Annotated in this window: 20 protein-coding genes; 9 read left to right on the top strand and 11 right to left on the bottom strand. The window is 44.8% G+C overall.

Features of this window, described 5'->3' with window-relative positions:
- Positions 1–103 precede the first annotated feature (103 nt).
- Positions 104–1,492, bottom strand: a complete 1,389-nt coding sequence (locus ACVBJC_RS06500) for an endonuclease/exonuclease/phosphatase family protein (RefSeq protein ID WP_447160067.1) — start codon at positions 1,490–1,492, stop codon at positions 104–106.
- Between the two features lie 316 nt (positions 1,493–1,808).
- Here ACVBJC_RS06500 and ACVBJC_RS06495 point away from each other — a divergent pair, with 316 nt between their 5' ends.
- The 4 genes from ACVBJC_RS06495 to ACVBJC_RS06480 all read left to right on the top strand — a co-directional run bounded on the left by ACVBJC_RS06495 (position 1,809) and on the right by ACVBJC_RS06480 (position 6,374).
- The gene (locus ACVBJC_RS06495; protein ID WP_447160066.1) at positions 1,809–2,150 is read left to right on the top strand and encodes a hypothetical protein; all 342 of its coding nucleotides are present in this window, start codon (positions 1,809–1,811) and stop codon (positions 2,148–2,150) included.
- Positions 2,151–2,391: 241 nt separating this feature from the next.
- A complete protein-coding gene (locus ACVBJC_RS06490) occupies positions 2,392–3,540 on the top strand; it encodes a CobW family GTP-binding protein (RefSeq protein ID WP_447160065.1) in 1,149 nt (382 codons plus the stop codon).
- Positions 3,541–3,698: 158 nt separating this feature from the next.
- Entirely contained in the window at positions 3,699–5,015 is a 1,317-nt protein-coding gene (locus ACVBJC_RS06485; protein WP_447160192.1) for an MATE family efflux transporter, read from the top strand.
- Between the two features lie 225 nt (positions 5,016–5,240).
- A complete protein-coding gene (locus ACVBJC_RS06480; protein ID WP_447160064.1) occupies positions 5,241–6,374 on the top strand; it encodes an energy transducer TonB in 1,134 nt (377 codons plus the stop codon).
- A 68-nt stretch (positions 6,375–6,442) separates the two neighbouring features.
- Here the strand turns inward: ACVBJC_RS06480 and ACVBJC_RS06475 are convergent, their stop codons facing one another.
- The 6 genes from ACVBJC_RS06475 to nadK form a co-directional block, all read right to left on the bottom strand.
- Positions 6,443–7,012 carry a LutC/YkgG family protein gene (locus tag ACVBJC_RS06475; RefSeq protein ID WP_447160063.1) on the bottom strand — a complete coding sequence of 190 codons (570 nt, stop codon included), beginning with the start codon at positions 7,010–7,012 and terminating at the stop codon, positions 6,443–6,445.
- A 4-nt stretch (positions 7,013–7,016) separates the two neighbouring features.
- Positions 7,017–8,390: a lactate utilization protein B gene (locus tag ACVBJC_RS06470; RefSeq protein ID WP_447160062.1), complete on the bottom strand. Its 1,374-nt coding sequence runs from the start codon at positions 8,388–8,390 to the stop codon at positions 7,017–7,019.
- A gap of 8 nt (positions 8,391–8,398) precedes the next feature.
- Positions 8,399–9,142: a (Fe-S)-binding protein gene (locus tag ACVBJC_RS06465; RefSeq protein WP_447160061.1), complete on the bottom strand. Its 744-nt coding sequence runs from the start codon at positions 9,140–9,142 to the stop codon at positions 8,399–8,401.
- A 384-nt stretch (positions 9,143–9,526) separates the two neighbouring features.
- Positions 9,527–12,346 carry an FAD-binding and (Fe-S)-binding domain-containing protein gene (locus tag ACVBJC_RS06460; protein ID WP_447160060.1) on the bottom strand — a complete coding sequence of 940 codons (2,820 nt, stop codon included), beginning with the start codon at positions 12,344–12,346 and terminating at the stop codon, positions 9,527–9,529.
- A gap of 118 nt (positions 12,347–12,464) precedes the next feature.
- Positions 12,465–14,108 carry an L-lactate permease gene (locus ACVBJC_RS06455; protein ID WP_447160059.1) on the bottom strand — a complete coding sequence of 548 codons (1,644 nt, stop codon included), beginning with the start codon at positions 14,106–14,108 and terminating at the stop codon, positions 12,465–12,467.
- Between the two features lie 658 nt (positions 14,109–14,766).
- Complete coding sequence (gene nadK, locus ACVBJC_RS06450) at positions 14,767–15,645, bottom strand: NAD(+) kinase (protein WP_447160058.1); 879 nt, start codon at positions 15,643–15,645, stop codon at positions 14,767–14,769.
- A gap of 99 nt (positions 15,646–15,744) precedes the next feature.
- Here nadK and grpE point away from each other — a divergent pair, with 99 nt between their 5' ends.
- Positions 15,745–16,347, top strand: coding sequence for a nucleotide exchange factor GrpE (gene grpE, locus ACVBJC_RS06445; RefSeq protein ID WP_447160057.1), 603 nt, complete (start codon positions 15,745–15,747; stop codon positions 16,345–16,347).
- 133 nt (positions 16,348–16,480) lie between these two features.
- On the opposite strand, the gene dxs is transcribed toward grpE, so the two are convergent.
- From dxs to xseB, 3 genes are read right to left on the bottom strand one after another with little or no spacing between them, the layout of a single operon-like run.
- The gene (gene dxs / locus ACVBJC_RS06440) at positions 16,481–18,346 is read right to left on the bottom strand and encodes a 1-deoxy-D-xylulose-5-phosphate synthase (protein WP_447160056.1); all 1,866 of its coding nucleotides are present in this window, start codon (positions 18,344–18,346) and stop codon (positions 16,481–16,483) included.
- A gap of 22 nt (positions 18,347–18,368) precedes the next feature.
- Positions 18,369–19,250 carry a (2E,6E)-farnesyl diphosphate synthase gene (gene ispA / locus ACVBJC_RS06435; protein WP_447160055.1) on the bottom strand — a complete coding sequence of 294 codons (882 nt, stop codon included), beginning with the start codon at positions 19,248–19,250 and terminating at the stop codon, positions 18,369–18,371.
- Positions 19,251–19,490 (bottom strand): exodeoxyribonuclease VII small subunit, encoded by a 240-nt coding sequence (gene xseB / locus ACVBJC_RS06430; protein ID WP_447160054.1) that lies wholly within the window; start codon positions 19,488–19,490, stop codon positions 19,251–19,253. It abuts the gene before it with no gap.
- Positions 19,491–19,934: 444 nt separating this feature from the next.
- Between xseB and pomA the strand changes: the two genes are divergently transcribed.
- The 4 genes from pomA to thiI all read left to right on the top strand — a co-directional run bounded on the left by pomA (position 19,935) and on the right by thiI (position 23,400).
- The gene (gene pomA, locus ACVBJC_RS06425) at positions 19,935–20,702 is read left to right on the top strand and encodes a flagellar motor protein PomA (protein ID WP_447160053.1); all 768 of its coding nucleotides are present in this window, start codon (positions 19,935–19,937) and stop codon (positions 20,700–20,702) included.
- 4 nt (positions 20,703–20,706) lie between these two features.
- On the top strand, positions 20,707–21,675 hold the full coding sequence (locus tag ACVBJC_RS06420; RefSeq protein ID WP_447160052.1) for a flagellar motor protein MotB: 969 nt from the start codon (positions 20,707–20,709) through the stop codon (positions 21,673–21,675).
- A gap of 14 nt (positions 21,676–21,689) precedes the next feature.
- Positions 21,690–21,833, top strand: coding sequence for a hypothetical protein (locus ACVBJC_RS06415; protein ID WP_447160051.1), 144 nt, complete (start codon positions 21,690–21,692; stop codon positions 21,831–21,833).
- Between the two features lie 112 nt (positions 21,834–21,945).
- Entirely contained in the window at positions 21,946–23,400 is a 1,455-nt protein-coding gene (gene thiI / locus ACVBJC_RS06410) for a tRNA uracil 4-sulfurtransferase ThiI (RefSeq protein WP_447160050.1), read from the top strand.
- Between the two features lie 153 nt (positions 23,401–23,553).
- Here thiI and ACVBJC_RS06405 read toward each other — a convergent pair whose 3' ends face one another.
- Positions 23,554–23,787: a hypothetical protein gene (locus ACVBJC_RS06405; RefSeq protein ID WP_447160049.1), complete on the bottom strand. Its 234-nt coding sequence runs from the start codon at positions 23,785–23,787 to the stop codon at positions 23,554–23,556.
- Between the last annotated feature and the right edge of the window lie 6 nt (positions 23,788–23,793).

Raw genomic sequence — 23,793 nt, 5'->3', positions numbered from 1 at the left:
GTGAAGAAGCATAAAAAACGTGCAGTAGATAAACTCGACTGCACGTTTTATATTTAACGTGAGTTAAGGTTTATTGCAGATGAGTCTGCAATAAATGGCTTAATTATAACTCCACGTCGATCCAGACTAGACGGTGATCTGATGAGATACTTTTACCGTCACCCCAGGCAACGCGAGAGTCATTCATCAGCATGTAGCCATCTTCAAAGCTTGCAGGCCAGAATACACCTGAGTCAGTGATGTTGAGATCGTTAGATGGGATCGCATGGTCAACGCGTAGGCCAAATGTGCTGGTGATACGATCAGGATAAGTGCTATCACCACAATCACCCAATGCTACACACTCAGTTGAACCTAGGCTGTTTGGCGCGTAAACACCATCAGTTGCGAGTACGTTAACGCGATCGTGGTTCATCAGCTGCTGAATTGATTCTAGGAAGCCATCACCATTTTCTGGGTCGGCATTAAGATCGCCCATGACCACAAAAGATGCATCTAAACCTAAACCACCTTTAACACCCGCATCATCGTAAATGTAGTCAGCATCTGATACATAGTCACTCCAGAACTTGATCTCAGCACTATTTAACAACTTGTTGTTTTCAGTGACGGTATCGAATACTGGTGGGGTTGGATGAGATAGCAGTAGGTGAACCACTTTCTCGCCGTCTGCTGTAGGGATAAGGATTGGTGCATCAACGTGGTTTTTAGAAGATAGTGGTTTTTCTGCCCACGCTTCAGCTGTGTACCATTCATCACCACACTTCATGCCTGCTGGGATAGGGTTCTTATCATCGTCGCAATTAACGATAGTAGGATTTGTTTCACCCGGCATATCTTTCCATTTAAAGTCTTGGAAAGTACGGATGTTAGCTGTGTCGATTGGGTACTGTGATAGTAGGCCAAACGCATATTGACCGTGGTAGAAACCAAAACCCCAAGCGTCACCAGGTAGTGCTACCTTGCCATTACGGTCTAAATCAAACTCACTTAACAGACCTGTATTGGTTGAGAAGTTTTCAGCATAAGCGAATTGGATCGGCTCAAGCATCTTCTGTTCGTCAGATGTAGTACCTAGCGCATTTTGTGGCACAGCTAAATAATTAAGGCGGAAACCTTTAATCGCATCTTGGTTTTCACCAAGGCCGTCGTTGTTAAACTCACCCATCATGATAACGGCTGGACGCTCAGTTTGGATAATAGCGGCAACGTTACGGATTTGAATAATTTTTTCGACAACTTTTAGCTCATCAGCAGATAATTCATCGTCAAACCATTTCTGCATTAACGCTTCTTGCTCAAGTGCAGGGATCTGCATCTCAGTGACTAGCTGTTCGAAAGTACTACGATCAAAAGAAAGATTATAAGTAGCGAACTTAACCGTTGTTGGCTCTGTTGGCTCTGGTGGATAAATATTAGTTGTTTCGTCATTACATCCTGCTAATAACGCAACAGAGATCGCAGCAGCAGCTGCAGTTTTAAGTAATTTCATGTTTTTGACCCATCAATTGTAATTATAATAACGAGCTCATTTAGTTGAGCTTCGCTGATATTCTATACAGCTGTACATTGCATGAAAATGAATCTCGGCAAAAGTAACGTCTGAGTGATGGTTTTATCGGCTTAAGTTGCCGGCGTGGTTGCTTTTTGTTGGGCCTGTGTGTTTGTCGTGTAAATGCCGTGTATCTCGCTAGGTTGGTGTTAGCTATTGGTTGTTTAGTTGTTGCTTATCTAATTGCATCTTAATTTGTTTTTAAGATGAATATGATCTGATAGTGTAATGCCATTGATAAAATAGGAGTGTGTAAGTGAGCAGAACCCTTAGGATTAATATAATTGTTGCTGCCATTTTTCTATGTGGTTGCTCTCAATTAGATCACAGGCCACAAGGCGATAAAATAGCTGTAAGCCCTCATAACGCCGATAGTTTTTATGTTAGAACTCAGGTTCAACCATGTGATTATGCATGGTTTAAAAAAGTAGAACAACAGCTACAAACTGGCGATGGTCAAGGACATGGCCCAGATCTCGGCTCCATGGAATGGCGCTCGGTGATAGAATTTAAATTGGGTATTGGCGGTGATGATTCTATTGTTAGTGTCGATTCTGATTTGTGGTGTGACTATATCGATAAGCAGTATATCGACTAATACTATTTTAATGATCACTGCTTTAACGAGCAATAGCTTTGATTAGTAGCGCTTGAGGAACACTTCCTAGACAAGTATTGGCTCTGTGAATCTTGATTAGCTAAATAGCACCCGACCTGTTTCCATTAAATATCAGCCATCTTTATCTCAACATAATATGATGCCAATATACGGGTATGCGTGACATTCACGCGCATTAACGATTAGAATCTTTGGCTATTCGATAGATAGAGTTCATGTCATGATCCAGAAAATTATTCCTACTAATGTCATCACCGGTTTTTTAGGTGTCGGTAAGACTTCCTTTATCAAAAACTTGTTACAGCATAAACCTAAAGGAGAAGTGTGGGCGGTTCTGGTGAATGAGTTTGGTGAAATAGGTATTGATGCAGGCTTACTCGATAACGGCAACGAACAGGTGCAGATTAAAGAGGTGGCAGGAGGGTGTATGTGCTGCGCTGCGGGCTTGCCTATGCAGGTGGCAATAAACCAGTTAATTGCAAAAGCCAAACCCGATAGGTTACTGATTGAACCTACAGGCTTAGGTCATCCTAAAGAGGTGCTTAAGGTATTAACTCAGCCACATTATCAACACGTTTTGGCGATGAAGGCGTGTGTGACCTTAGTCGATGCGAGAAAACTCAATGATAGCCGTTATACCGAACATGAGATCTTTAATCAGCAGCTGCAAGTTGCGGATGTTGTCATAGCCAGCAAGACCGACTGTTATCCAGTCACTTTGATTGACTCCTTGATTGACTATTTAGCTGTCATTAACGGCTCTCTTATTAATAGCCCCGTTATTAGGGGCTCGAACGAAGAAGGTCAAACGACCTCAAGCTTGCCCGTTATTCCTTGGAGCTTAAAGCAAGCTGATGAGAGTCATGCATCGATAATGTCTTTGCTTGAAGGGGCTCACCAAAACAAGAGTGCGGCTACGGAGCAGGCACTAAAATCGCAAGAAGCATTACAAGCACTATCACCAGAAGTATCGGCCACTCAGGCGCCGCGCCTGATGGATATCCACTATAGTCCGCTATTTTCAGAGGCTGCAACTAAACAGCGTGTTGAATTTAATGATCGTGGCCTCCTTTGCATGAGCAATCAAGGGGAGGGTTTTTATAGTTGCGGTTGGGTGTTTGACCCAAGTTATGAGTTCGACTTTGATCGGTTGCTGGCATTAATAAGCAACTTACAGGTCGCGCGCATTAAAGCTGTGATGATCACCGAAGAGGGGATTGCGGGTTTTAATGGTGTCGATGGTGAGTTATCAATCGTTGAGCTTGATGATGCAATGGACTCTCGAATTGAGCTATTGTCGATGTCAGCCATTGGCGCAGCCGATTTAGAAAAGGCGTTATTAGGCGCTGCGACTCGACTGAACGGCTAAATCCATTGGCGGCTTAAGGCTCAGTATTAGGTAGCAGTACTACATGTTTAGTGCTTAGTACGAATATAAATACCCATCAAGAATAATAATTAGAGAATATCATGACTCAACCGACACTCACTGCGGCAGAGCCAGGACGAAATAATCTGGACTCACCTATGGTGACAGAGCCTATCGCTAAGCTATTTTGGCGCTATAGTATTCCGACAATTCTATCCATGCTAGTGACAGGTATTTACGTCACCATTGACGGCATGTTTATTGGCCACTACTTGGGTGAGGTTGGTCTAGCGGGCATGATCTTAGCCTACCCGATAGCGGCAGTGCTTTATGCGATAGGGGCGACACTGGGCATGGGCGGCGCAGCGTTAGTATCAATCCATCAGGGGCAAGGTGAGCCCCATATTGCACGGAAAATATTGGGAAATACGTTCAGTTTGTGTTTGATATCGGGACTGATTACTACAGTATTAGGCTGTTACTTCTCTAAAGATATCCTCGTGATGCTAGGCGCAGAGGGAGAGATTCTGCGCAGTGCCGATGATTATCTGTTTTGGTATTTTGCCTTAGGCACATTCCCCATCGTGTCGATGGCGTTCACTACATTACTGCGAAATGATGGTCGTCCCGGATTTGTAACCTTAGTTTTAATCTTAGGTGGTGTGCTCAATACGGTACTCGACTGGTTGTTAATCGTAGTGTTCCCCTATGGGTTAATGGGCGCGGCGATAGCGACCATGATCTCCCAAGCCGTGACTGGTGCACTGTGTTTGCAGCACTTTTTTTCGAGTCGAACCGAAATTGGCATTAACCTTGAACAGATGAAGCTGAAGTGGGATCACTGCGTTAATATCATTCGTGTCGGCACGCCAAGCTTTTTAATGAATATGTACCTGACCGTGGTGTTGACCCTACACAATGTGGCATTTCTGGCAGTGGGCACGCCGCTGCACGTGGCGGCATTTGGTGTGGTGAGCTATACCGAAGCGTTTTTTTACCTATTATTTGAGGGCATCGCTTTTGGCGTGCAGCCTATTCTCAGCTTTAACGCGGGCGCAAAGCGCTTTGATAGGGTGAAACAAGCACTGAAGATGGCCTTTTCAGTGACCTTAGTTTGTGCAGCGTTAGGGCTTATCTTTATCTATTCGGTACCGCAATTGTTTGTGTATATTTTTGCTGGTGATAATGTCTTGCTCACGCCGATAGCAACCGAAGGAATGCGTTGGTACTTCTGGGGCTTACCGATGGAAGGCTTATTGCTTGTTGGCGCATCTTTCTTCCAAGCGATTAACTACTCCAAAGAAGCATCTATTTTAACGGGGGCAAAACTGATCCTATTCGCTGCCATTTTATATCTATTTGCTTGGGCTTTTGGCGTCACAGGTGTGTGGATTTCATTGGCGACTTGCAGCACGATGTTAGTCATTTGGATGGCATGGATTATGAGGCGAACCCACAATAAGCTATTGGCCTAAATCTTTATATATTTAAATATGATGTTTTATGCCGAGGGTTGGGACTAAGTTACTCGTGTTATAAAGGGGGCTCGCTCAATCATTGAGCTCGTGTTGCTAGTATGTTAGTTTTACTGCAAATGTGATGCTAGTGGCGTGGCTTGTTCAGCACTTAAAATGGTATGGATAAAGCTGTACCATTTGTAGAACGCATATCTCAACATATTAATGAAACAAGGATTTTTCATGTTTACAAAGCCGAGTGCGAATAAGCGTAATATTATTTTTGCGGCTGTTTTTACAACCGCAGTCAGCTTTTGCTCACCTGTTTTCGCTTCAGAATTTAGTGATGCTTATTCAGCTTATAAAGTTGCAGTCACCGCTGAGAATCAATCTGAAATAGAGCTTTATGCATTACAGTCTTATGAGCTAGGCAAGGCTAAATTTGGTGCTGATAGTATTAATAGCGCCACACTAGCATTAAATGCAGGTAACGCATTAATCGCAAATATGCCTAAACAAACCTTTGAGGAGCAGGTCAAAGCTCAACCGAAAAAGCGTCAGCCTCAAGCATATGGCTTGTTTGAAGAGACATTAAAGATCTACAGTAAGCATTATGGTGAAGAGGCTATAGAGCTTATTGATCCACTTTTGGGTCTAAGTGACGCCAGCAGTCAAAAATATGCTCGTGAGTTTTTGGATGATGCCTTAGATATTGCCGAGGACTCTGATGATGCAATGTTAATCGCCGATACCAAAATGGCCTATTTTGAACGTTTGGTTAACTCTGGTTATTACACCCGCAAAGTGCGTAATTACGCTTTTGATGCACAAGAAGCTTACAGTGAACTATTGCCTGAAAATGCAATGAAGCGCGTACTCACTAGCTTTAGGGTTGGTAACGTACGCTTTGCAGAGAAAGATTATGATGAAGCTGAAGCGCTATTTTTAGGCGTTATCACGCAATTTCAAAAGCTTGATTATAATCATCCATACGAGTTGGCAGCTCATGCCAAATTAGTACAGATTTATGAGCTTGATGGCGAAAGTGAAAAATCAACTCAACACTGTATCGCGATTGGTAATATGAAGCCGTGGAAAGAGGATATTGAGCCGACGCCACTGTTTAGGAAGCACCCTGATTATCCGCTTTCTTACTTGAAAGCAGGAAAAAGCGGTAACACGAATATGAGCTTTACCATAGATAAAATGGGCTTTGTTAAGGATGTTGTAGTGATAGAGTCTAACGGTGGTAGCAAGTTTGAAACAGAATCACTGATAGCGTTAAAGCAATGGCGCTATGCCCCCAAATTTATTGAAGGTGAAGCGGTTGAGGCAAAAGGGGTTAAGGTTAAATTGGAATACTATGTTGAGAAATAGCCTTACCTCGTAAAGCAAAGCCCTAATATCAATTAGGGCTTTTTTGAATCTGCATAATGCTGGTTAGGCTAAACCAAATATACGTTAAGGCTACACGCACCATGAGCACCTACAACCAATGCTTGCTCAATATCCGCAGTCTTAGAAGGCCCAGCGATAAAAGTACCAAACTCTCCAGAATCTAACGTAATACGGCTAGCCGCTTGATGCATATTAGCCACAATGGTTTTTTCATCTAGTACGAGAAACAGATTCTCACAGATAAAGGGCGTGACGCGGTGGCCAAGGTTTTTGTTATTAACCCAAATAGCCCCGTTTTCGGCCACGCCTAAATCTCCCGGGATCACCGCATAATCGATATCTCTTAGCTGGTGGGCAGTATCGGTCACCTCGCGGTTGCCTTTAATACCATCAAGCATAGAGATGATCTGCAGTCCTTCTGCAATATGTGCATCCACCTGCGTCTGCAACTTAGCTAAACCGCCTTCGCGGTGCAAGGTGCCGGCAACCGTATTGAGGCTAGTCTCAAATTGACCCACTAAATCATCGATGCGCGGCGCGATATTGATAATCGGCATGGCTTGAGGTGCCATAGCTGCGCTCTTTAGCGCGTTAAGGATGTCGAGTTTACTAGACATTTTATTATCCTCTGTTCTTCTTAAACCAAGCTTCGAAGCTGGAGTCTGGTGCCACTGGTAACTCGCGGTATTTGCCCCAAGCGCCAGAGAACGGCTTTAATAAACTTCCCGGTAGAATGTTGAGCGCAGTGCGCGCGATACTCATCGAGCAGTTGAGTGCGGTTTCACTGGCCATAAATTTGCCCACGAGTGGCATATAACTGGCTTTACCATAAGGCAGTTTTCCGGCTTCAGCTTTAAGGCGGCGATGATGGTGAATGATTTTATCTAGTGGCACCTTAGTTGGGCATACATAAGAGCAGCTGCCACACAAGGTACAAGCCCAAGGCATGGAGTTGGTATCATCACACTGTGATCCGACGGCGATACCGATTGGCCCAGGAATGGTGTAGTTATAGCTGTAACCACCACTGCGGCGATAAACAGGACACGTATTAAGGCAGCCACCACAGCGAATACATTTAAGTGATTCAGCTAAAATTTTGTCTTTGAGCATATCAGTACGGCCGTTATCGACAATAATCACGTGCATCTCGCCGCCATCTTGTGGGCCGCGATAAAAAGAGCTGTAAGTGGTGATCGGCTGACCCGTGGCATTTCTTGCCAAGGTGCGTAGCAAGACTGCGGCGCTATCGATATTGGGCACGATTTTGTCTATGCCCATAGAGTGCAGTTGCAGCTTAGGTAAGTTAGCGCCCATATCGGCATTACCTTCGTTAGTACACACAACGACCGCACCTTTATCGGCAATGGCCATATTAACGCCAGTCATTGCCGCATCGGCTGACAGAAACTGCTCACGCAGGTGTGCACGGGCTGCGCGGGTTAGGTAAAGCGGATCTGAAGCGCCGGCATCAGTGCCAAGTTTGTCGTGGAATAGATCGCCCACTTCCTCTTTTTTCAGATGGATAGCCGGTACCACAATGTGTGATGGTGGTTGGCCTGCAAGCTGGATAATACGCTCACCCAAATCGGTATCAATCACTTCAATGCCATGCTGCTCCAAATATGGATTCATGTGGCACTCTTCGGTGAGCATTGATTTAGACTTTACTAACTTTTTAACCTCATGCTCAGCTAAAATCCCATGCACGATACGGTTGTGCTCAGCGCCATCTTTGGCCCAGTGCACCTTAATATTATTCTTTAGACAGTTCTGCTCAAACTCTTCTAAATACTGCGCTAAATGCGTCAGCGTGTGCAGTTTCATGTCTGAACCGATTTGGCGCAGTTGTTCCCACTCCGGTAGGCTGCCTGCAGCGCAGTCACGCTTTTCTCGTAGCATCCAAAGCGCTTTTGAGTGCCAATCAACCCGTGATTCGTCTTTACAGAATATCTCGGCTTTATGGGCATGAGTTGCTGATGTTGAAATCGACATATCTTCTCCTAAAGCGCTGCGTTGATGACTTGAGCGATATGGCGAGTCTCAATCGGCAGTTTCTGCCGTCTGACCATGCCATCGATGTGGAGTAAGCAAGATGGATCGAATCCAACGGCATACTTAGCGCCTGTTGCTGCATGAGCCTGCGCTTTATCTTTGCCCATTTTGGCCGATACAGCACCTTCATCTAGGGCAAAAGTACCACCAAAGCCACAGCATTCATCGCGGCGATCTGGATAGACAATCTCTATTTCTGGAATGGCGGCGAGTACCGCTTCGAACTTGTTCATACGTGGGCCCATCTGCTCGCTGGGGGTGGCCAAGTCAAGCATGCGAATACCGTGACAACTCATCTGTAGGCTAATTTTATGTGGAAACGGTTTAGTAAAGGCTGGAATAGGGGAGACGTCGTGAAGAAACTCAGTTAGCTCATACAGTTTGTCAATGACAGCCTGCGCTTCAGGGCTTGAATCAAACTCATGAAAGTTTTCTTTAGCCGCTACAAGGCAAGAAGCTGCAGGGCACACGATGGCATCACACTCAACACCTTTGAAGGCATTGAGTAGTTTCATGGTGGTTTTCTTGGCTTCGTTATAACAGCCTGAATTTGTCATTGGCTGACCGCAGCAAGTCTGACCTTTTGGCAGTATGACTTGGTGGCCGAGTTTTTCTAATAATTCTAAAGTGGCGATCCCCACTTCAGGAACCATTTGATTCACTAGACACGGTATGAAAAGAGCTATCTTCATTGTGTTTTCTCTTCTATTTTGCAGACATAGTTAGCGACTTTTAACTGTAGGAAGTAACCGTAAAAAGTAACCGCAAAAAAGTCGGCTTAAAAAGCAGACTTTATTTTAAATGGGCACACGCCTATATTTATTCACACATTAAATATAGGCCGATAACCTTGTAAAAAGTAGTGCTAATTTAGCAAATAAACTTAGGCATTTTTGCAAAAATGAAAATAAGCTATCTATTTGTATAGTAAGGGTAATAGTGGGTTTTGCTGCTGAGTTTGCAATATAGAAAGCTAAAAGTGGTTAGGCAGTTAAGTAGTTAAGTGGAGTGGATTGAGTTTGATTAAAAAGTGAGGGGCAAGCTGCCCCTCACTTTTTACTAAAGAGTCGCGCTATTTAGCGGGTACACTCTTCTAACAGATAGGCAAGGTGGCGGTAAGAGATACCGCTATGTTGAGTTAAACCGACTTCACACATACGGTTAGCGTAATATCCTTCGTTAACATCAACAGGGATCAGCTTTTTGATATTGCGCAGCGCGCTAGCGTTGATTTCAGGCTTATACAAGCCTTTTTCACCGGCATAACCACAGCAATCTATGCCTGCCGGGCGGATCATTTGTTGGCTACAGGCATCGATAATCGCTTCCATCTTTGGCTCAAGTTTCATCTTACGTGCACTACAACCTAAGTGCAGAGCGACAGCAGGCTTTTTGCGGTTGATGGTGAGCTTATCGAGTAGCTTGTCATGGATGAAATCAACCATATCGACAATTTCAATCTTATCTGTCAGTGACTTATCACCAGAAAGTGTACGATAAGTACAAGAAAGCGCATCAATAATCACCGGCAGCTTACCGCCCTGAGTCATAGCTGCAACCGCTTCAATTAACTCTTTACGCTTAGCGTCAGCGTTTTTAAAGTCACCTTTTGACTCCCACATTTGGCCGCAACACAGATCACGAGTTTTCTCAGGAGTGATTACGTTGTAACCAGAACGCTCAAGTAGCGTGACGATGACTTCAGGTAAGGTGCGGTTATCGGGATCTTTTGGGGTTGGACCAAAGGTGCGTCCACCGCAAGCTGGGAAGTAAACTACGGTTTCTTGACCCGGGATCGGCGCGGCAAGTTTGGGCAATTTGCCACCTTTTGGAAAATCAGGATTCCAATAAGGCACTTCTTTAGAAACGACACGGCCAGCTTTCATGATTGCGCCAGTTATCGCACTACCGGTGATCTTGTGAACGGTACCTAGCACATTAAAACCTGTGCTGATCACCTGGTTAACTGCGCCAAAGTGCTTGGCTTGAAAATCGAGTACCTTTTGTTCAGTACTGGTGATATAGGGCGTTCTGAGTTTACGCACTAACTCGCCCATACTGTTTTCGACTGGGCAGGCGATGGTACAAAGCTGACAGGCGGCGCAAGTATCAACTACATCGTACTTGGCTGCGGCGCGCATCTCACTGGCCGCTTGTTTGTCACCTGATTGCTCAAGACGCTCAATTTCACGTAATGTGGCAATACGTTGACGTGGCGACATATTTAGCGCTGATGTCGGGCAGGTTTTTTCGCAGAAACCACATTCGATGCATTTGTCGACTAAGTCATCGACTACAGGGCAGGGTTTAATGTTTTTAACGTGAATTTGATTATCATCGTTAAGAATAACCCCGGGGTTTAATAAGCCTTCAGGGTCAAAAATCTGCTTAATACGCTTCATCAAGGTGTAAGCGTCACTGCCCCATTCCATCTCAACAAAGGGCGCTACTGCGCGGCCGGTGCCGTGCTCGGCTTTCATTGAACCGTCGTATTTATTGATCACCATTTCGGCGACATCTTGCATAAAGGCGTGGAAGCGTTCAATGTCAGCTTGTGAGTTAAATGTGGGTGTTATGATGAAGTGGAAGTTACCCGCAAGTGCATGACCATAAATAACCCCCTCAGGATAGTTATGCTTATGGAAAAGCTCGGTTAAATCGTTAGCCGCAGCCGCTAGATGCTCAAGTTCAAAGGCCACATCTTCGATGATAACGGAGGTGCCTTTAGGGCGCTCGCCACCAATAATTGGGAACAGTGCTGAGCGCATTGCCCAGTACTGACCAAAAACGGTAGGGTCGTCACTGAAGCTAATAGGGCGCTCAGTCTCGATATGCGCAAGCTTAGCGATAACGTCTTGGGTATAGGTTCCAAGGGTTGCTTTGTCATTGGCGCGAGATTCAATCAGTAGGATACAAGCGCCTTCAGGTAAGTCTGTTAACCATAGCGGCATGCCCGCTTTGCCTGTTATCGCTCTAATTGAGGCCCAGTCGAGCAACTCTGCGGCGGCAACGCTGTCGCCCACAATTGGCGGAACAGCGCGAGCGGCATCTTCCATATTGAAAAACACAGCCATGGCTGAGGCTTTAAAGCGTGCTTCATCAACCGTGTGGTAAGTCACCTCTTCAACAAAGGCTAGCGTCCCTTCGGCGCCCACAATCAGATGGTTAATTAGCTCAAAAGGATCGGCAAAATCAACCAGGGCATTCAGGCTATAACCTGTGGTGTTTTTAATCGAGAATTTTTTACGAATTCTAGCGGCAAGCACGGTGTTGTTAACGGTTAGCGCAGCGAGCTCAGTAAGCTGTTGCAAAAGTTGTGGATGAGACTGAGTAAAGGCAGCTTTTGAGTCGTCACAACCTGTATCTAGCTCTGTGCCGTCTGCAAATAATAATTTGGCAGAAGCGATAGTTTGGTAACTGTTTTGCGCCGTACCACAACACATGCCAGAGGCGTTGTTAGACACGATGCCACCAATTTTAGCTGATGCAAGCGTTGCCGGATCGGGGCCTATTTTCTTGTTTAAAGGCTTTAAAACTGCGTTGGCATCGGCGCCAATCACCGCGGTACCTAGGCTAATTGTTGAGGCATCGTCACTTACGGTTAATGTTCTAAAACCATCATGACCTAAGATCAGCAAAATACCTTCACCAATGGCTTGGCCTGAAAGACTCGTTCCTGCAGCTCTAAAGGTTACTGGAGCGCCGTAGGTGCGGGCAATGGCTAGGGTGCGTTTAGCTTGCTCTAGGGTATCGGCATGCACCACAATTTCAGGCACGATACGAAAGTAGCTGGCATCAGTTGACCAGGCAAAACGGCGAACTGGATCATTAGTGGCGGCGTGCTCGCCAACTTGTCTACGTAAATCTCTTAATACTGCTTCATAATTAATCGACATTAACTTTATCTCATACACTTACTTTAAGTGGATAAAGCCGCTGCTTGAGCGGCTTTCTCGATATTATTATTTTTATAAAATTTGCTATATACGTTGCTTTAAAAAAGGAGGCAAGAGCTTAAAAGCCACCCCAAACTGCAGCGATAGTACCCGCGACTAAAGCATAGCCTAGTGCCACAGGCATGGTTTTACGGATAATTTCAGATTCACGCCCAGCCATACCAACAACCGTTGCAGCGGCAACAACGTTCATTACACACATCATGTTACCGGCGTTAGCACCAATGCCCTGCATTGCGAGAATAAGTGCATGGTTAGCTCCAATATTATCGGCAACACTGTACTGTAGGCCTGAAAACATCATGTTTGAGAAGGTAGCCGATCCTGATAAGAAGGCGCCGAAAATCCCCACAATTGGCGATACCCAAGCCCACACCGCGCCCATGCTGTTAGCGAGCGTATCGGCGAGTGCGACAGGCATAGAGGCAAGCCCTGAGGCATTTTCGCCAGAGTTTAAGAAAATTTTAACCATAGGGACCGAGGCCCCAAGCGAAATAATCGTCGGCACCATAGACTTACAAGAGACTGAGATAGACTCTTTAATGGCAGGCGACTTCATTCTAAATAGGAAGAAACCTAGGATGCAGACTAAAACAAAGAAAGCGCCAGGTGCGTAAAGTGTGGCAAAGCCCGCTTTTAACTCTGTACCGAGTAAACCTGTCCAGCTGATGTTAAAGCTAGATAACCAGGCTTTAAGTGGTGCAACGGTACGTGACAGCACCAGTAATGCCGCCATAATTAAATAAGGAGACCAAGCGGCAAGTTGCGAGAACTTAACGTCAGTCTCTAATGCTTGACTGGTTTTACCATCGTTCTCAGCAAAGTCATTCCACTGCTCTTTAGGCAATAGGTAGCCTTTTTTAGCAACAGGGATAACCAGTGCCATACCCACAAGCGCACCAATAACTGACGGGAACTCCGGGCCTGCAAAGTAGTTAATTAACCAAGCTGGAACGGTGAACGCAAGACCTGCAAATAGCGCGAACTTCCATATGGCTAAGCCTTCTTTAAATGACTTATTACGACCAAAGAAGCCTGTGAGAATTGCTACCATTGTCAGTGGAATAAGGGTACCAGTGATTAAGTCTATGGTGATCATGTGCATGGCGATAAACTGCGCATAATCTGCAAAACTGCCACCGTGCTGAGCAATTTGCTGTGCGGCCATATTTGCGCCGCCCTGAGTTAGGCCTTGCTCCATACCGAACAGAACGGGAAGACCAATGGCGCCGAACGAGACTGATGTTGAGTCAGCAATCAAGGCGACAACGGCTGCTGCAATAGGAGGAATGCCAAGTAACACAAGTAGTGGTGCACCAATTGCCGCAGGGGTACCAAAGCCTGCTGAACCCTCAATAAACGAGCCGAACAACCAGCAGATGATGATCACCTGCACCCTCGCATCACCACTAATATTGGTGAAACCAGCGCGGATAGTATCCATCGCGCCAGAATACTTAAGGGTGTTAAGTAGGAACACAGCACCAAAGATGATCGTTAGTGGCGTTAATGCTGACAGCAAGCCTTCAACCACTGAAGCGGCCAGGAAGGTTGTGTCCATCTGCCAAACGAATACTGCTGCAAGTCCTGTAAATACCATAGAAATAGGCATCGCTCTAGATGCTGGCATCCGTAGTAGGACCAGGAACAGCATTACGCTGATAATCGGCGTTAAGCTTGCGAGTAGTTGAATAAAGGTCATGCTTGCCTCGATGTGTTTGAGTATCTAACTTCAATTGTTGCTTTCAAATTTTTTAGTTATTACGAAAAGCGGTGTGTACTAAACGTGATTTAGAAAAATGTAAACATGATCTAGATCATGCTGCTTATCAATTGTGCTTGATAATGCCATTAGTGAGACGGGTCATGGTTTTGCGTTTTGCGACTATGTGATGCGTGTCACGTATAATTGTTGGTTGAATGCTAGGTAGGCATAAGAAAAGTATAAAGGGCGTCATTCTTAGTACTAAAAGTGCTGGAACCTACCATCTTGAGCGTCATTCACCTTAGATTTGATCGGTAAATTTCTTATGTGGCAGCGAATAAGGTAAGCGAGATTTAACGCTTGTGTGATCTGCATCTAGTTTTTGTTTTTTGTCTGCCCGTCATATTTATCATTATTAATCTAAGTTAATGTTTTTAATAGAGATGAACTTTTGAGGCATCACATTATGTTTTGATGTGTTTGAATCAAGCAGGGATGAGAACTGTAGCTAATTAACACCAATGTAGTGAAAGTTACATCAAAAGTTGGCGGGGAAGCTAATTATTGAGGCGGCAGATGCCGATAACTGATGCCTGTAAATAAGGCTTAAAAAGTATCGACATCTAGCTGAGTAGAAGATCCTAGATAGAAGGGATTAGAAAAGTTTGCTTCCCCAACCTAGCTTGGTACGAAGAACGTGGAAATAGTTATGCCCTTTAGGATGCACAAGCCTTAAGGTTTCTTGGCTGCGTTTTATGATAATTTCATCACCAGGCAGAACCGGCAGGTGTACATGACCATCACAACTGACTTCTAAGTTATCACCGTTATGGGGCGATACGACCAGCTTAATGATGCTAGCCGCATCAACAACAATTGGTCTACACGAAAGTGTGTGAGGAAACATCGGCACTAAAATCATCGCGGCGAGGTTTGGCGTTAATATCGCACCACCTGCAGACAAAGAGTAAGCGGTCGATCCGGTCGGAGTGGAAATAATCATACCGTCGGCGCGCTGGCTATACATGAATTTGTCATCTATGTAGACTTCAAACTCAATCATATGTGCAACTTTACCTGGATGAAGTACCGCTTCGTTGACTGCGGTATTACTTGATTTAAGCTCATTGTGGCGATGCACTTCGGCTTCGAGTAAAAAGCGTTGCTCAATTTCAAATTCGCCTTCAAGTACCTTAGATAATGCTTCTTCAAATGAGTCTGGTGGTAAGTCGGTCAAAAAGCCCAAGTTCCCTCGGTTAACCCCGATAACACCGATATTAAAGCGTGCCAGCACCCGAGCAGCGCCGAGCATGTTACCGTCACCGCCAACAACAATCGCTAAATCGCATTGCGCACCGATCTCTAATAGATCGACAGATTGCACCTGAGGACCCAGTTCTCCGGCGACTCGTTCTTCGACTAACACTTTATAGCCTTGCATGCTAAGCCAATGATGCAACCTTTTTAAGGTCTGTGTGGTTCCCTTGTGATTCGGTTTACCAATTAGACCAATTGTGTGAAACGTATTGCTCATATTTATGTTAGATCCAGCTTTAGGCCTTGAAACCTTAAAATTGATCCCCATAATATGCTCAGAGCATGCAGAAACAAAGCATTTTTAGCTGGAGCAAAAATGAGCAACGAAACAAATAAAGCACAAGATAACCAAGTTGAAGAGATCGTCGAAGGCGAATTGCTTAACGAAAATGGCACTGAAGCAACAGATGAAGGCGCTTTGATGGATGAGTTAACTCAAGCAAATTTCCGTGTTGAAGAGTTAGAAAAGGCTTTGCAAGAAGCTGAAGCTAAAGTTGAATCTCAGAAAGACTCAGTGATCCGTGCTGCAGCTGAAGTCGACAATATACGTCGTCGTTCAGCTATGGATGTTGAGAAGGCGCACAAGTTTGCCTTAGAGAAATTCATCAACGAATTGCTACCTGTTTTAGATAACATGGAGCGTGCGTTGCAAGGTACTGACGCAGAAGCTGAAGCAACAAAGGCGATTTACGAAGGCGTTGAGCTGACGGCAAAGAGCTTTGTGAGCACAGTAGAGAAGTTTGGCTTAGTCCAAGTTGATCCACAGGGCGATACATTTAACCCAGAGCTACACCAAGCGATTGGCATGCAGCCAAGTGCAGATTTCCCTGCCAATACTGTGATGATGGTGATGCAAAAAGGTTATACCTTGAACGAGCGCTTACTTCGCCCTGCGATGGTAATGGTTTCTCAAGGTTAATCATGGTCGCTTGGCGCTTATGAGTGCTAAGTAAGATCCTTGCAATAGCGGCAATAAATACGGCCACAAAAAAGGACTGCTTAGGCAGTCCTTTTTATTACGCAATGCTTGCTAGAAACTATATTGATTACTATTAAGCAATAAAGTCTTCAATCTGCTTTTGAATACCCGCCGCATCTAAGCCAAGCTCACTGATGATCTCTTCTGGCGCGCCGTGCTTAATGAACTCATCAGGCAAACCAATAAGCAATACCTGTTTTGGCATCTTAAGCGTCTGCAATAGCTCTAGTACGCCAGAACCTGCACCGCCCATAATCGCGTTCTCTTCAACTGTGACGAGCACATCGTGATTTGCAGCAAGCTCTTTAATCAGCTCAGCATCAAGTGGCTTCACAAAGCGCATATCGGCAACGGTGGCATCGAGTGCTTCGGCTGCAGTTAAGCTGCTTGCCAGCAAGGTACCAAAGTTAAGGATGGCAATCTTCTTGCCTTCACGCTTAATTAAGCCTTTACCGATTGGCATTGCTGTCATGGTTTCGACTTGCTTAGCGCCAGTGGCGCTACCACGAGGGTAACGTACAGCGGTAGGGCCATCGTTATAGCAATAGCCGGTATAGAGCATCTGGCGGCATTCATTTTCATCAGACGGCGCCATGATCACCATATTTGGCACTGTGCGCATAAAGCTTAAATCGAATGCGCCTTGATGAGTTGGGCCATCGGCGCCAACAATACCACCGCGGTCAATGGCAAAGAGTACCGGTAGCTTTTGCAGCGCGACGTCATGGATAAGCTGATCATAACCACGCTGTAAGAAGGTAGAGTAGATAGCGACAACAGGCTTGTATCCTTCACAGGCAAAACCCGCTCCAAAGGTTACCGCATGTTGCTCGGCAATCGCTGCATCGAAATACTGCTTAGGGAAGCGCTGAGAAAACTCAACCATACCTGAACCTTCGCGCATCGCTGGTGTAATACCCAGTACCTTTTCATCTTTTTCAGCAATATCACAAAGCCACTTACCAAACACTTCTGAGAAGGTTGGGTCGCATGGTTTAGCTGCTGGTTTTTCGAAGGTTGAAGGATCAAACTTAGGCACTGCATGCCAACCAATAGGATCTTTTTCTGCTGGCTCATAACCACGACCTTTCTTAGTCATGATATGCAAAATCTGTGGACCTTTTAGGTTGCGCATATTGCGCATCGTCTCAACCAGCGCATCAACATCATGGCCATCAATTGGGCCAATATAGTTAAACCCTAGCTCTTCAAATAACGTACCAGGAACCACCATGCCTTTAAGGTGCTCTTCGGTGCGCTTAGCCATCTCTTTGATAACCGGCATACCCTTAAGCACTTTCTTGCTGCTTTCTCGTATGGTGGTATAGAAACGACCTGACATCAGCTGAGCTAAGTGGTTATTGAGTGCGCCAACGTTTTCTGAGATAGACATCTCGTTGTCGTTGAGCACGACCAGCATGTCGTTATGTAAGTCGCCCGCGTGGTTCATGGCTTCAAATACCATGCCGCCGGTCATTGCGCCGTCACCGATAACGGCAACCACTTTACGACCAGCTTGCTCTTTTTCCGCAGCGACGGCCATAGCAAGAGCGGCACTGATAGAAGTGCCTGAGTGACCCACACTAAAGGTGTCGTATTCACTTTCTTCGCGCCATGGGAATGGGTGCACACCGCCTTTTTGGCGTATGGTATGCATCTTTTCACGTCGTCCAGTTAAGATCTTGTGTGGATAGGCTTGGTGGCCTACATCCCAAACTAGTCTGTCAAATGGGGTGTTGTACACATAGTGAAGTGCCACGGTAAGTTCCACCGTGCCGAGACCCGATGCGAAGTGACCGCTTGATTTACCCACAGACTTCAGTAAGAAACCTCTAAGTTCGTCTGCCAATTGTGGCAACACTGCTTGAGGGAGCTGTCTTAGCTCATCTGGGGTATTAGCCTGTGCAAGCACAGGGAATTGAGAAATATCAAAACTCATATCGAGATTCTTTGTCTCTTTATTAAACTCTTCGCTCAATGATATAACGGGCGAATTCTGCAATTAGCTGGCTATTGTATGGTAATTTGGCCAGCGCTGATAGTGCGTCCTCAATCAAACTTGAAGCAGTTTTTTGGGCGCCCTCTAATCCAAGTAACTTAGGATAGGTACTTTTGTTTGAATCTGTATCGGAACCTTGCGGCTTTCCAAGCTCTTCGGTGCTAGCGATAATATCGAGCACGTCATCTTGTACTTGAAAAGCTAGGCCTATAGCATCAGCAAAATCGAGTAATGCTTGACGTTCTTGCTCATCGACTTTTGCGGCGATAATGGCAAACTCAACTGCACAGCGAATAAGGGCACCGGTTTTTAGTTTGTGAAGCTTTATTAAGGTGGCTAATTCAATCTGCTTGTTTGTGGCGCTTAAGTCCATCGCTTGACCACCACACATACCACTATACCCAGAGGCGTTAGCTAAGGCTTTAACCATGGCTAAATTCTGTGATGGAGTAATGTTTTCAATGGGGTCGCTGATGATTTCAAAAGCAAGAGCTTGTAGTGCATCGCCTGCTAATATGGCAGTGGCTTCATCAAAAGCAATGTGTACAGTGGGTTGACCACGTCGCAATGCATCGTTATCCATTGCAGGTAGATCGTCATGGATCAGTGAGTAAGCGTGAATACATTCGACTGCCGCAGCACAAGAGTCCAGTGTTGTCAGTTTAACACCTAACATGTCGCCGACAGCATAAACCAAAAACGGTCTAATACGCTTGCCACCAATCAACGCTCCATGCTTCATTGCTGCTTTAAGCTGCAGATCAATATTGTCGAGTGAATCGATACGTAATTCAAGCTGTTGGTTGCTGCGCTGCTGGTATCGCTTAAGTGACTCTACTAACAATTACTCACCCTCGATATCATAAGGTTTGAGAGTGTCTACACCCTCTTCTTGCATTAACACTGCGACCTTTTGCTGAGCATTTTCTAATTTGCTTTGGCTATTTCGCACAAGCTTTATCCCGCGTTCGAATTGCTTTAAGGCATCATCGAGATCGATATCGCCGTGCTCTAAGTCGGTGACGATTTTTTCTAGCTCGGAAAGTGAATCTTCAAATGAGAGATTTTCTGGTTTTTTTGCCACGATGATCATTCCTAGAAAATAAGCGGTACACAAAGTATATCAGCAGGGCACATGGGTCAAATTAAGCTGTTGACAATTTGCGCAAAAGCACGCTTTCAACAACAAACATGCTTTCATAGTGAGTAAAACATACGTGAGCCAACAGATAATAGATCAAGAGACATATCGGGAGGCTTTGGCACTATCCTGCGAGTGAAAGGGTATTTTAACGGAAACCGCGCCACATTTGCTGGAAATATCGCTCAAGAGATCCATTTTTTGGTCGTTATATATGTTGAAATGCTGAAAATATGACGCTTATTGAATTGTTTGGTGACTTGTCGCTTGCCGTGACAGCAAAGGCGTAATATTTTAGCGACTTAATTTATTCTTGGCACCCTATGTAGCCATTTGCATTTGAGACTGCAGACAAGCAGTATTTTGTTCGGTATTTGAGGAGCGGTTTTGGATTTAGCAACCCTAATTGGACTTATTGGCGCATTTGCCTTCGTTATTATGGCGATGGTCAGTGGTGGCGGCATAGGTATTTTTATCAACGTGCCCTCGATTCTTATTGTGATGATAGGCTCATTGTTCGTCGTGATGATGAAATACAATCTTAAGCAATTCTTAGGTTCAGCAAAAATTGCCGGTAAAGCGTTTATCTTCAAACTAGATAAGCCAGAAGATCTGATTGAGCAATCAATCTCCATGGCAGACGCTGCACGTAAGGGCGGATTTTTGGCATTGGAAGAAGCCGAGATCAGTAATAGTTTTATGCAAAAAGCGATCGACATGTTGGTCGATGGCCATGATGGCGATGTGGTGCGAGATGCGTTAGAAAAAGATATCGCGTTGACTGAAGAGCGCCATAGAACAGGCATTGGTATTTTTAAGTCTATCGGCGATGTCGCTCCAGCCATGGGCATGATCGGTACCCTTATCGGTCTAGTGGGCATGTTATCTAATATGGATGACCCAAAATCTATTGGCCCTGCGATGGCGGTCGCACTACTGACCACCTTGTACGGTGCGGTTGTGGCTAACATGATTGCTATCCCTATTGCTGATAAGTTATCACTACGGATGAATGAAGAGATGCTAAACCGTAACTTGATTATGGATGCGGTATTGGCTATTCAAGATGGACAAAATCCACGGGTGATTGAAGGGTTTTTAAAGAATTACCTTACTGAAAAGTCGAGAAAAATAGACACCTTGGACGGAGCGTAAGCAGATGGCTAAAAAAGCCAAATGTGATTGCCCGCCACCAGGAGCCCCCCTTTGGTTGGCAACCTTTGCCGACTTAATGTCATTACTGATGTGTTTTTTCGTATTACTGCTGGCATTTTCTGAAATGGATGTCATGAAGTTCAAGCAGATTGCCGGCTCGATGAAATACGCCTTTGGTGTACAAAATAAAGTCGAAGTGAAAGATATTCCAAAGGGCACTTCGGTTATTGCATTAGAGTTTCGCCCAGGCAAGCCAGAACCGACCCCCATTGAGATTATTAATCAGCAAACCAATGAAATGACTGAACCTATGCTTGAATTTCAAGAGGGGGAAGACTCAAGTGCTGGTGGTATTCAGCAGCAACGCGGAGAGCAGCGTGGTGGTCAAGCATCGGCTACGGCTGTCGAGCAAAGTGAGGCAGAAGCTAAGGCTGAATCTGCAGCGAAATCAGAAACTGAGTCCACTAAGACTCAAGCATCTGCTCAAGATAAGATCAATGAGCAAGTCAAGAAGATGGCACAGGAGCTCAATAAAGAGATTGTTGACGGGGCGATAGAAATTGAATCCCTAGGCCAACAAATCATTATCCGTATTCGTGAAAAGGGATCGTTTGCTTCAGGTTCGGGTTTCTTACAACCTAGATTTAAACCGGTGGTGCGTCGTGTTGGTGAATTACTAAAGGATGTGCCAGGGATTGTTACTGTGTCGGGGCATACCGATAACTGGAATATCTCCAATGAACTTTATAGCTCTAACTGGGATCTTTCGAGCAAACGTGCAGTCGCGGTTGCCCATGAACTTATTCGAGTAAAGGGTTTTGACCAGCAGCGTATGAAAGTGGTTGGTATGGCCTCATCAGATCCATTAGTTGAAAACAACTCAAATGCGAATCGAGCCCGAAATAGACGTGTCGAGATCGCGATAGAGCAGGGTAAAGCTAAGGAGTCGGCAGAGATTCAAGTGGGTAAATAATCTAGGTTCTCGCTATGACAAAACAGGTAATCGAGGTGACTCGCTTACCTGTTTTTGTTTGGCAATGTTTGCGCTGGATCACTTCACAAGAGAACAACCACTCAATCATCATCACCCTTGTGTGGGTTTGCCAAAAAACACCCAGAATCGATATATAACGCGAAAATTTACGGTTTTGTTGAGACAAACTGAGATTGGATATACGCAATTGCCATGTGATCTTGTTATAATCGGTAAATTGCTGTTTAAATACCACCTCGCGGAAGACCAATGAAATTTATCGTAAAACTGTTTCCTGAAATCATGATGAAAAGCAAGCCGGTAAGAATGCGCTTTACCAAAATGCTTGAGACCAACATTCGTAACGTACTTAAAAAAGTAGATGAGTCTGCCAAAGTACAACGCCAGTGGGATAAAATCATGGTGATGGTACCAGATGATAGGCCTGATCTGGTTGAAGCATTTGGCGAACGTTTAGCCTGTATTCCAGGTATTGCACATGTATTGCAAGTGAATGTGAGTACCTTTACTTCTGTTGATGACATCTACCAACAAACTTTAGTTGCTTATAAAGAGCAACTAGCAGGTAAGACGTTTTGTGTACGTGTAAAACGTGCGGGTAAGCATGAGTTTAATTCGATTGAAGTTGAACGCTATGTGGGTGGTGGACTCAATCAGTTTACTGAGGCGGCAGGCGTTCGTTTAAAAAATCCTGATATGACAGTGCATCTAGAGATTGATAATGACAATCTCTACATTATTGATAAGCGTATTGAAGGTCTTGGCGGTTTCCCTATGGCGACGCAAGAGGACGTGTTATCACTTATTTCAGGTGGTTTCGATTCAGGTGTGTCGAGCTACATGTTCATTAAGCGTGGCTCACGTACTCATTACTGTTTCTTCAACTTAGGTGGCGACCAACACGAAATTGGTGTTAAACAGGTGGCTTATCACTTATGGCAGAAATACGGCGAGTCGCATAAAGTTAAATTTATCTCTGTACCGTTTGACCCAGTAGTTCAAGAAATTCTTGAGCGTATAGACAACGGTCAAATGGGCGTTATCTTAAAGCGTATGATGATGCGTGCAGCAACACGTGTAGCACAAAAGATGGGTATTCAAGCATTGGTGACGGGTGAAGCAATGGGCCAGGTATCTAGCCAAACATTGACTAACTTGAACGTGATTGACCGCTGTACTGAGCAGTTAATCTTACGTCCACTTATCGCCATGGATAAGCAAGATATCATCAACATTAGCCGTCAGATCGGAACCGAAGATTTTGCTAAGTCGATCCCTGAATATTGTGGCGTAATTTCGCAAAAGCCAACGGTAAAAGCTGTTTTATCTAAAGTTGAAGCAGAAGAGGCTAAATTCTCTGAAGACCTACTTGATCGCGTGATTGCCGATGCTGAAATTATCGATATTAGGGAGATTGCTGCACAGATGGATACTAAGATCACTGAAACAGAAACCGTTGATGCGATTAACGCGAATGAAATTATTATCGACGTCCGTGCTCCTGAAGAGGAAGAGAAAGCTCCGCTGGACATTGAGGGTGTAGAAGTTAAGCCGATTCCTTTTTATAAGTTAGCAACTCAGTTTGCTGACTTAGATAAAGAGAAGAGCTACCTGCTTTATTGTGACCGTGGGGTCATGAGTAAGCTACAGGCCCTTTATCTGCAAGAACAAGGTTACACCAATGTTAAGGTTTACCGTCCTTAAGCTGGGCGCTATGAGCGCCTATTAGCGTAGGTATTGCAAAGGCGACTTAAGTAAGTCGCCTTTTTTGTGCTCAATGTTCACTAAATCACAATTTACGGACACAAAAAAACCACCGAATAGGTGGTTTTTAACATTGAAGTCGTTACAGCAAAACTAATCAGCTAATATTAGCTGCGCAGTGGCTTCTTCGTTCTTCTTCTGTTCATCAGTAACTAGCATTGTATCAAGCTCAGAGGTTAGCTGCGCCTGCATTAATTCCATGCTTTCTGCTAAGTTAGCTGTTAATGTCGCTTCAATATCTTTGGTATCGATGCTGATTTCATCAGCGCTTACAGATGCCGACACGCTGAGAATGGCAAGAACAAATACTGATTTAAGGTTTAACATACGCGG

The sequence above is a fragment of the Shewanella sp. 0m-6 genome (assembly GCF_052977325.1).
The sequence above is the reverse complement of the archived record's forward strand: the minus strand, read 5'-3'. Positions and strand labels throughout refer to the sequence as shown.

Bases quoted from the DNA above. Each gene is read 5' to 3' on its own strand.
- ACVBJC_RS06460 (WP_447160060.1), bottom strand. From the start codon at position 12,346: ATGTCGATTAATTATGAAGCAGTATTAAGAGATTTACGTAGACAAGTT.
- thiI (WP_447160050.1), top strand. From the start codon at position 21,946: ATGAAATTTATCGTAAAACTGTTTCCTGAAATCATGATGAAAAGCAAG.
- ACVBJC_RS06455 (WP_447160059.1), bottom strand. From the start codon at position 14,108: ATGACCTTTATTCAACTACTCGCAAGCTTAACGCCGATTATCAGCGTA.
- ACVBJC_RS06405 (WP_447160049.1), bottom strand. From the start codon at position 23,787: ATGTTAAACCTTAAATCAGTATTTGTTCTTGCCATTCTCAGCGTGTCG.
- ACVBJC_RS06485 (WP_447160192.1), top strand. From the start codon at position 3,699: ATGGTGACAGAGCCTATCGCTAAGCTATTTTGGCGCTATAGTATTCCG.
- ACVBJC_RS06415 (WP_447160051.1), top strand. From the start codon at position 21,690: ATGACAAAACAGGTAATCGAGGTGACTCGCTTACCTGTTTTTGTTTGG.
- ACVBJC_RS06465 (WP_447160061.1), bottom strand. From the start codon at position 9,142: ATGAAGATAGCTCTTTTCATACCGTGTCTAGTGAATCAAATGGTTCCT.
- nadK (WP_447160058.1), bottom strand. From the start codon at position 15,645: ATGAGCAATACGTTTCACACAATTGGTCTAATTGGTAAACCGAATCAC.
- ACVBJC_RS06475 (WP_447160063.1), bottom strand. From the start codon at position 7,012: ATGTCTAGTAAACTCGACATCCTTAACGCGCTAAAGAGCGCAGCTATG.
- ACVBJC_RS06420 (WP_447160052.1), top strand. From the start codon at position 20,707: ATGGCTAAAAAAGCCAAATGTGATTGCCCGCCACCAGGAGCCCCCCTT.
- dxs (WP_447160056.1), bottom strand. From the start codon at position 18,346: ATGAGTTTTGATATTTCTCAATTCCCTGTGCTTGCACAGGCTAATACC.
- grpE (WP_447160057.1), top strand. From the start codon at position 15,745: ATGAGCAACGAAACAAATAAAGCACAAGATAACCAAGTTGAAGAGATC.
- ACVBJC_RS06480 (WP_447160064.1), top strand. From the start codon at position 5,241: ATGTTTACAAAGCCGAGTGCGAATAAGCGTAATATTATTTTTGCGGCT.
- ACVBJC_RS06490 (WP_447160065.1), top strand. From the start codon at position 2,392: ATGATCCAGAAAATTATTCCTACTAATGTCATCACCGGTTTTTTAGGT.
- ACVBJC_RS06500 (WP_447160067.1), bottom strand. From the start codon at position 1,492: ATGAAATTACTTAAAACTGCAGCTGCTGCTGCGATCTCTGTTGCGTTA.
- ACVBJC_RS06470 (WP_447160062.1), bottom strand. From the start codon at position 8,390: ATGTCGATTTCAACATCAGCAACTCATGCCCATAAAGCCGAGATATTC.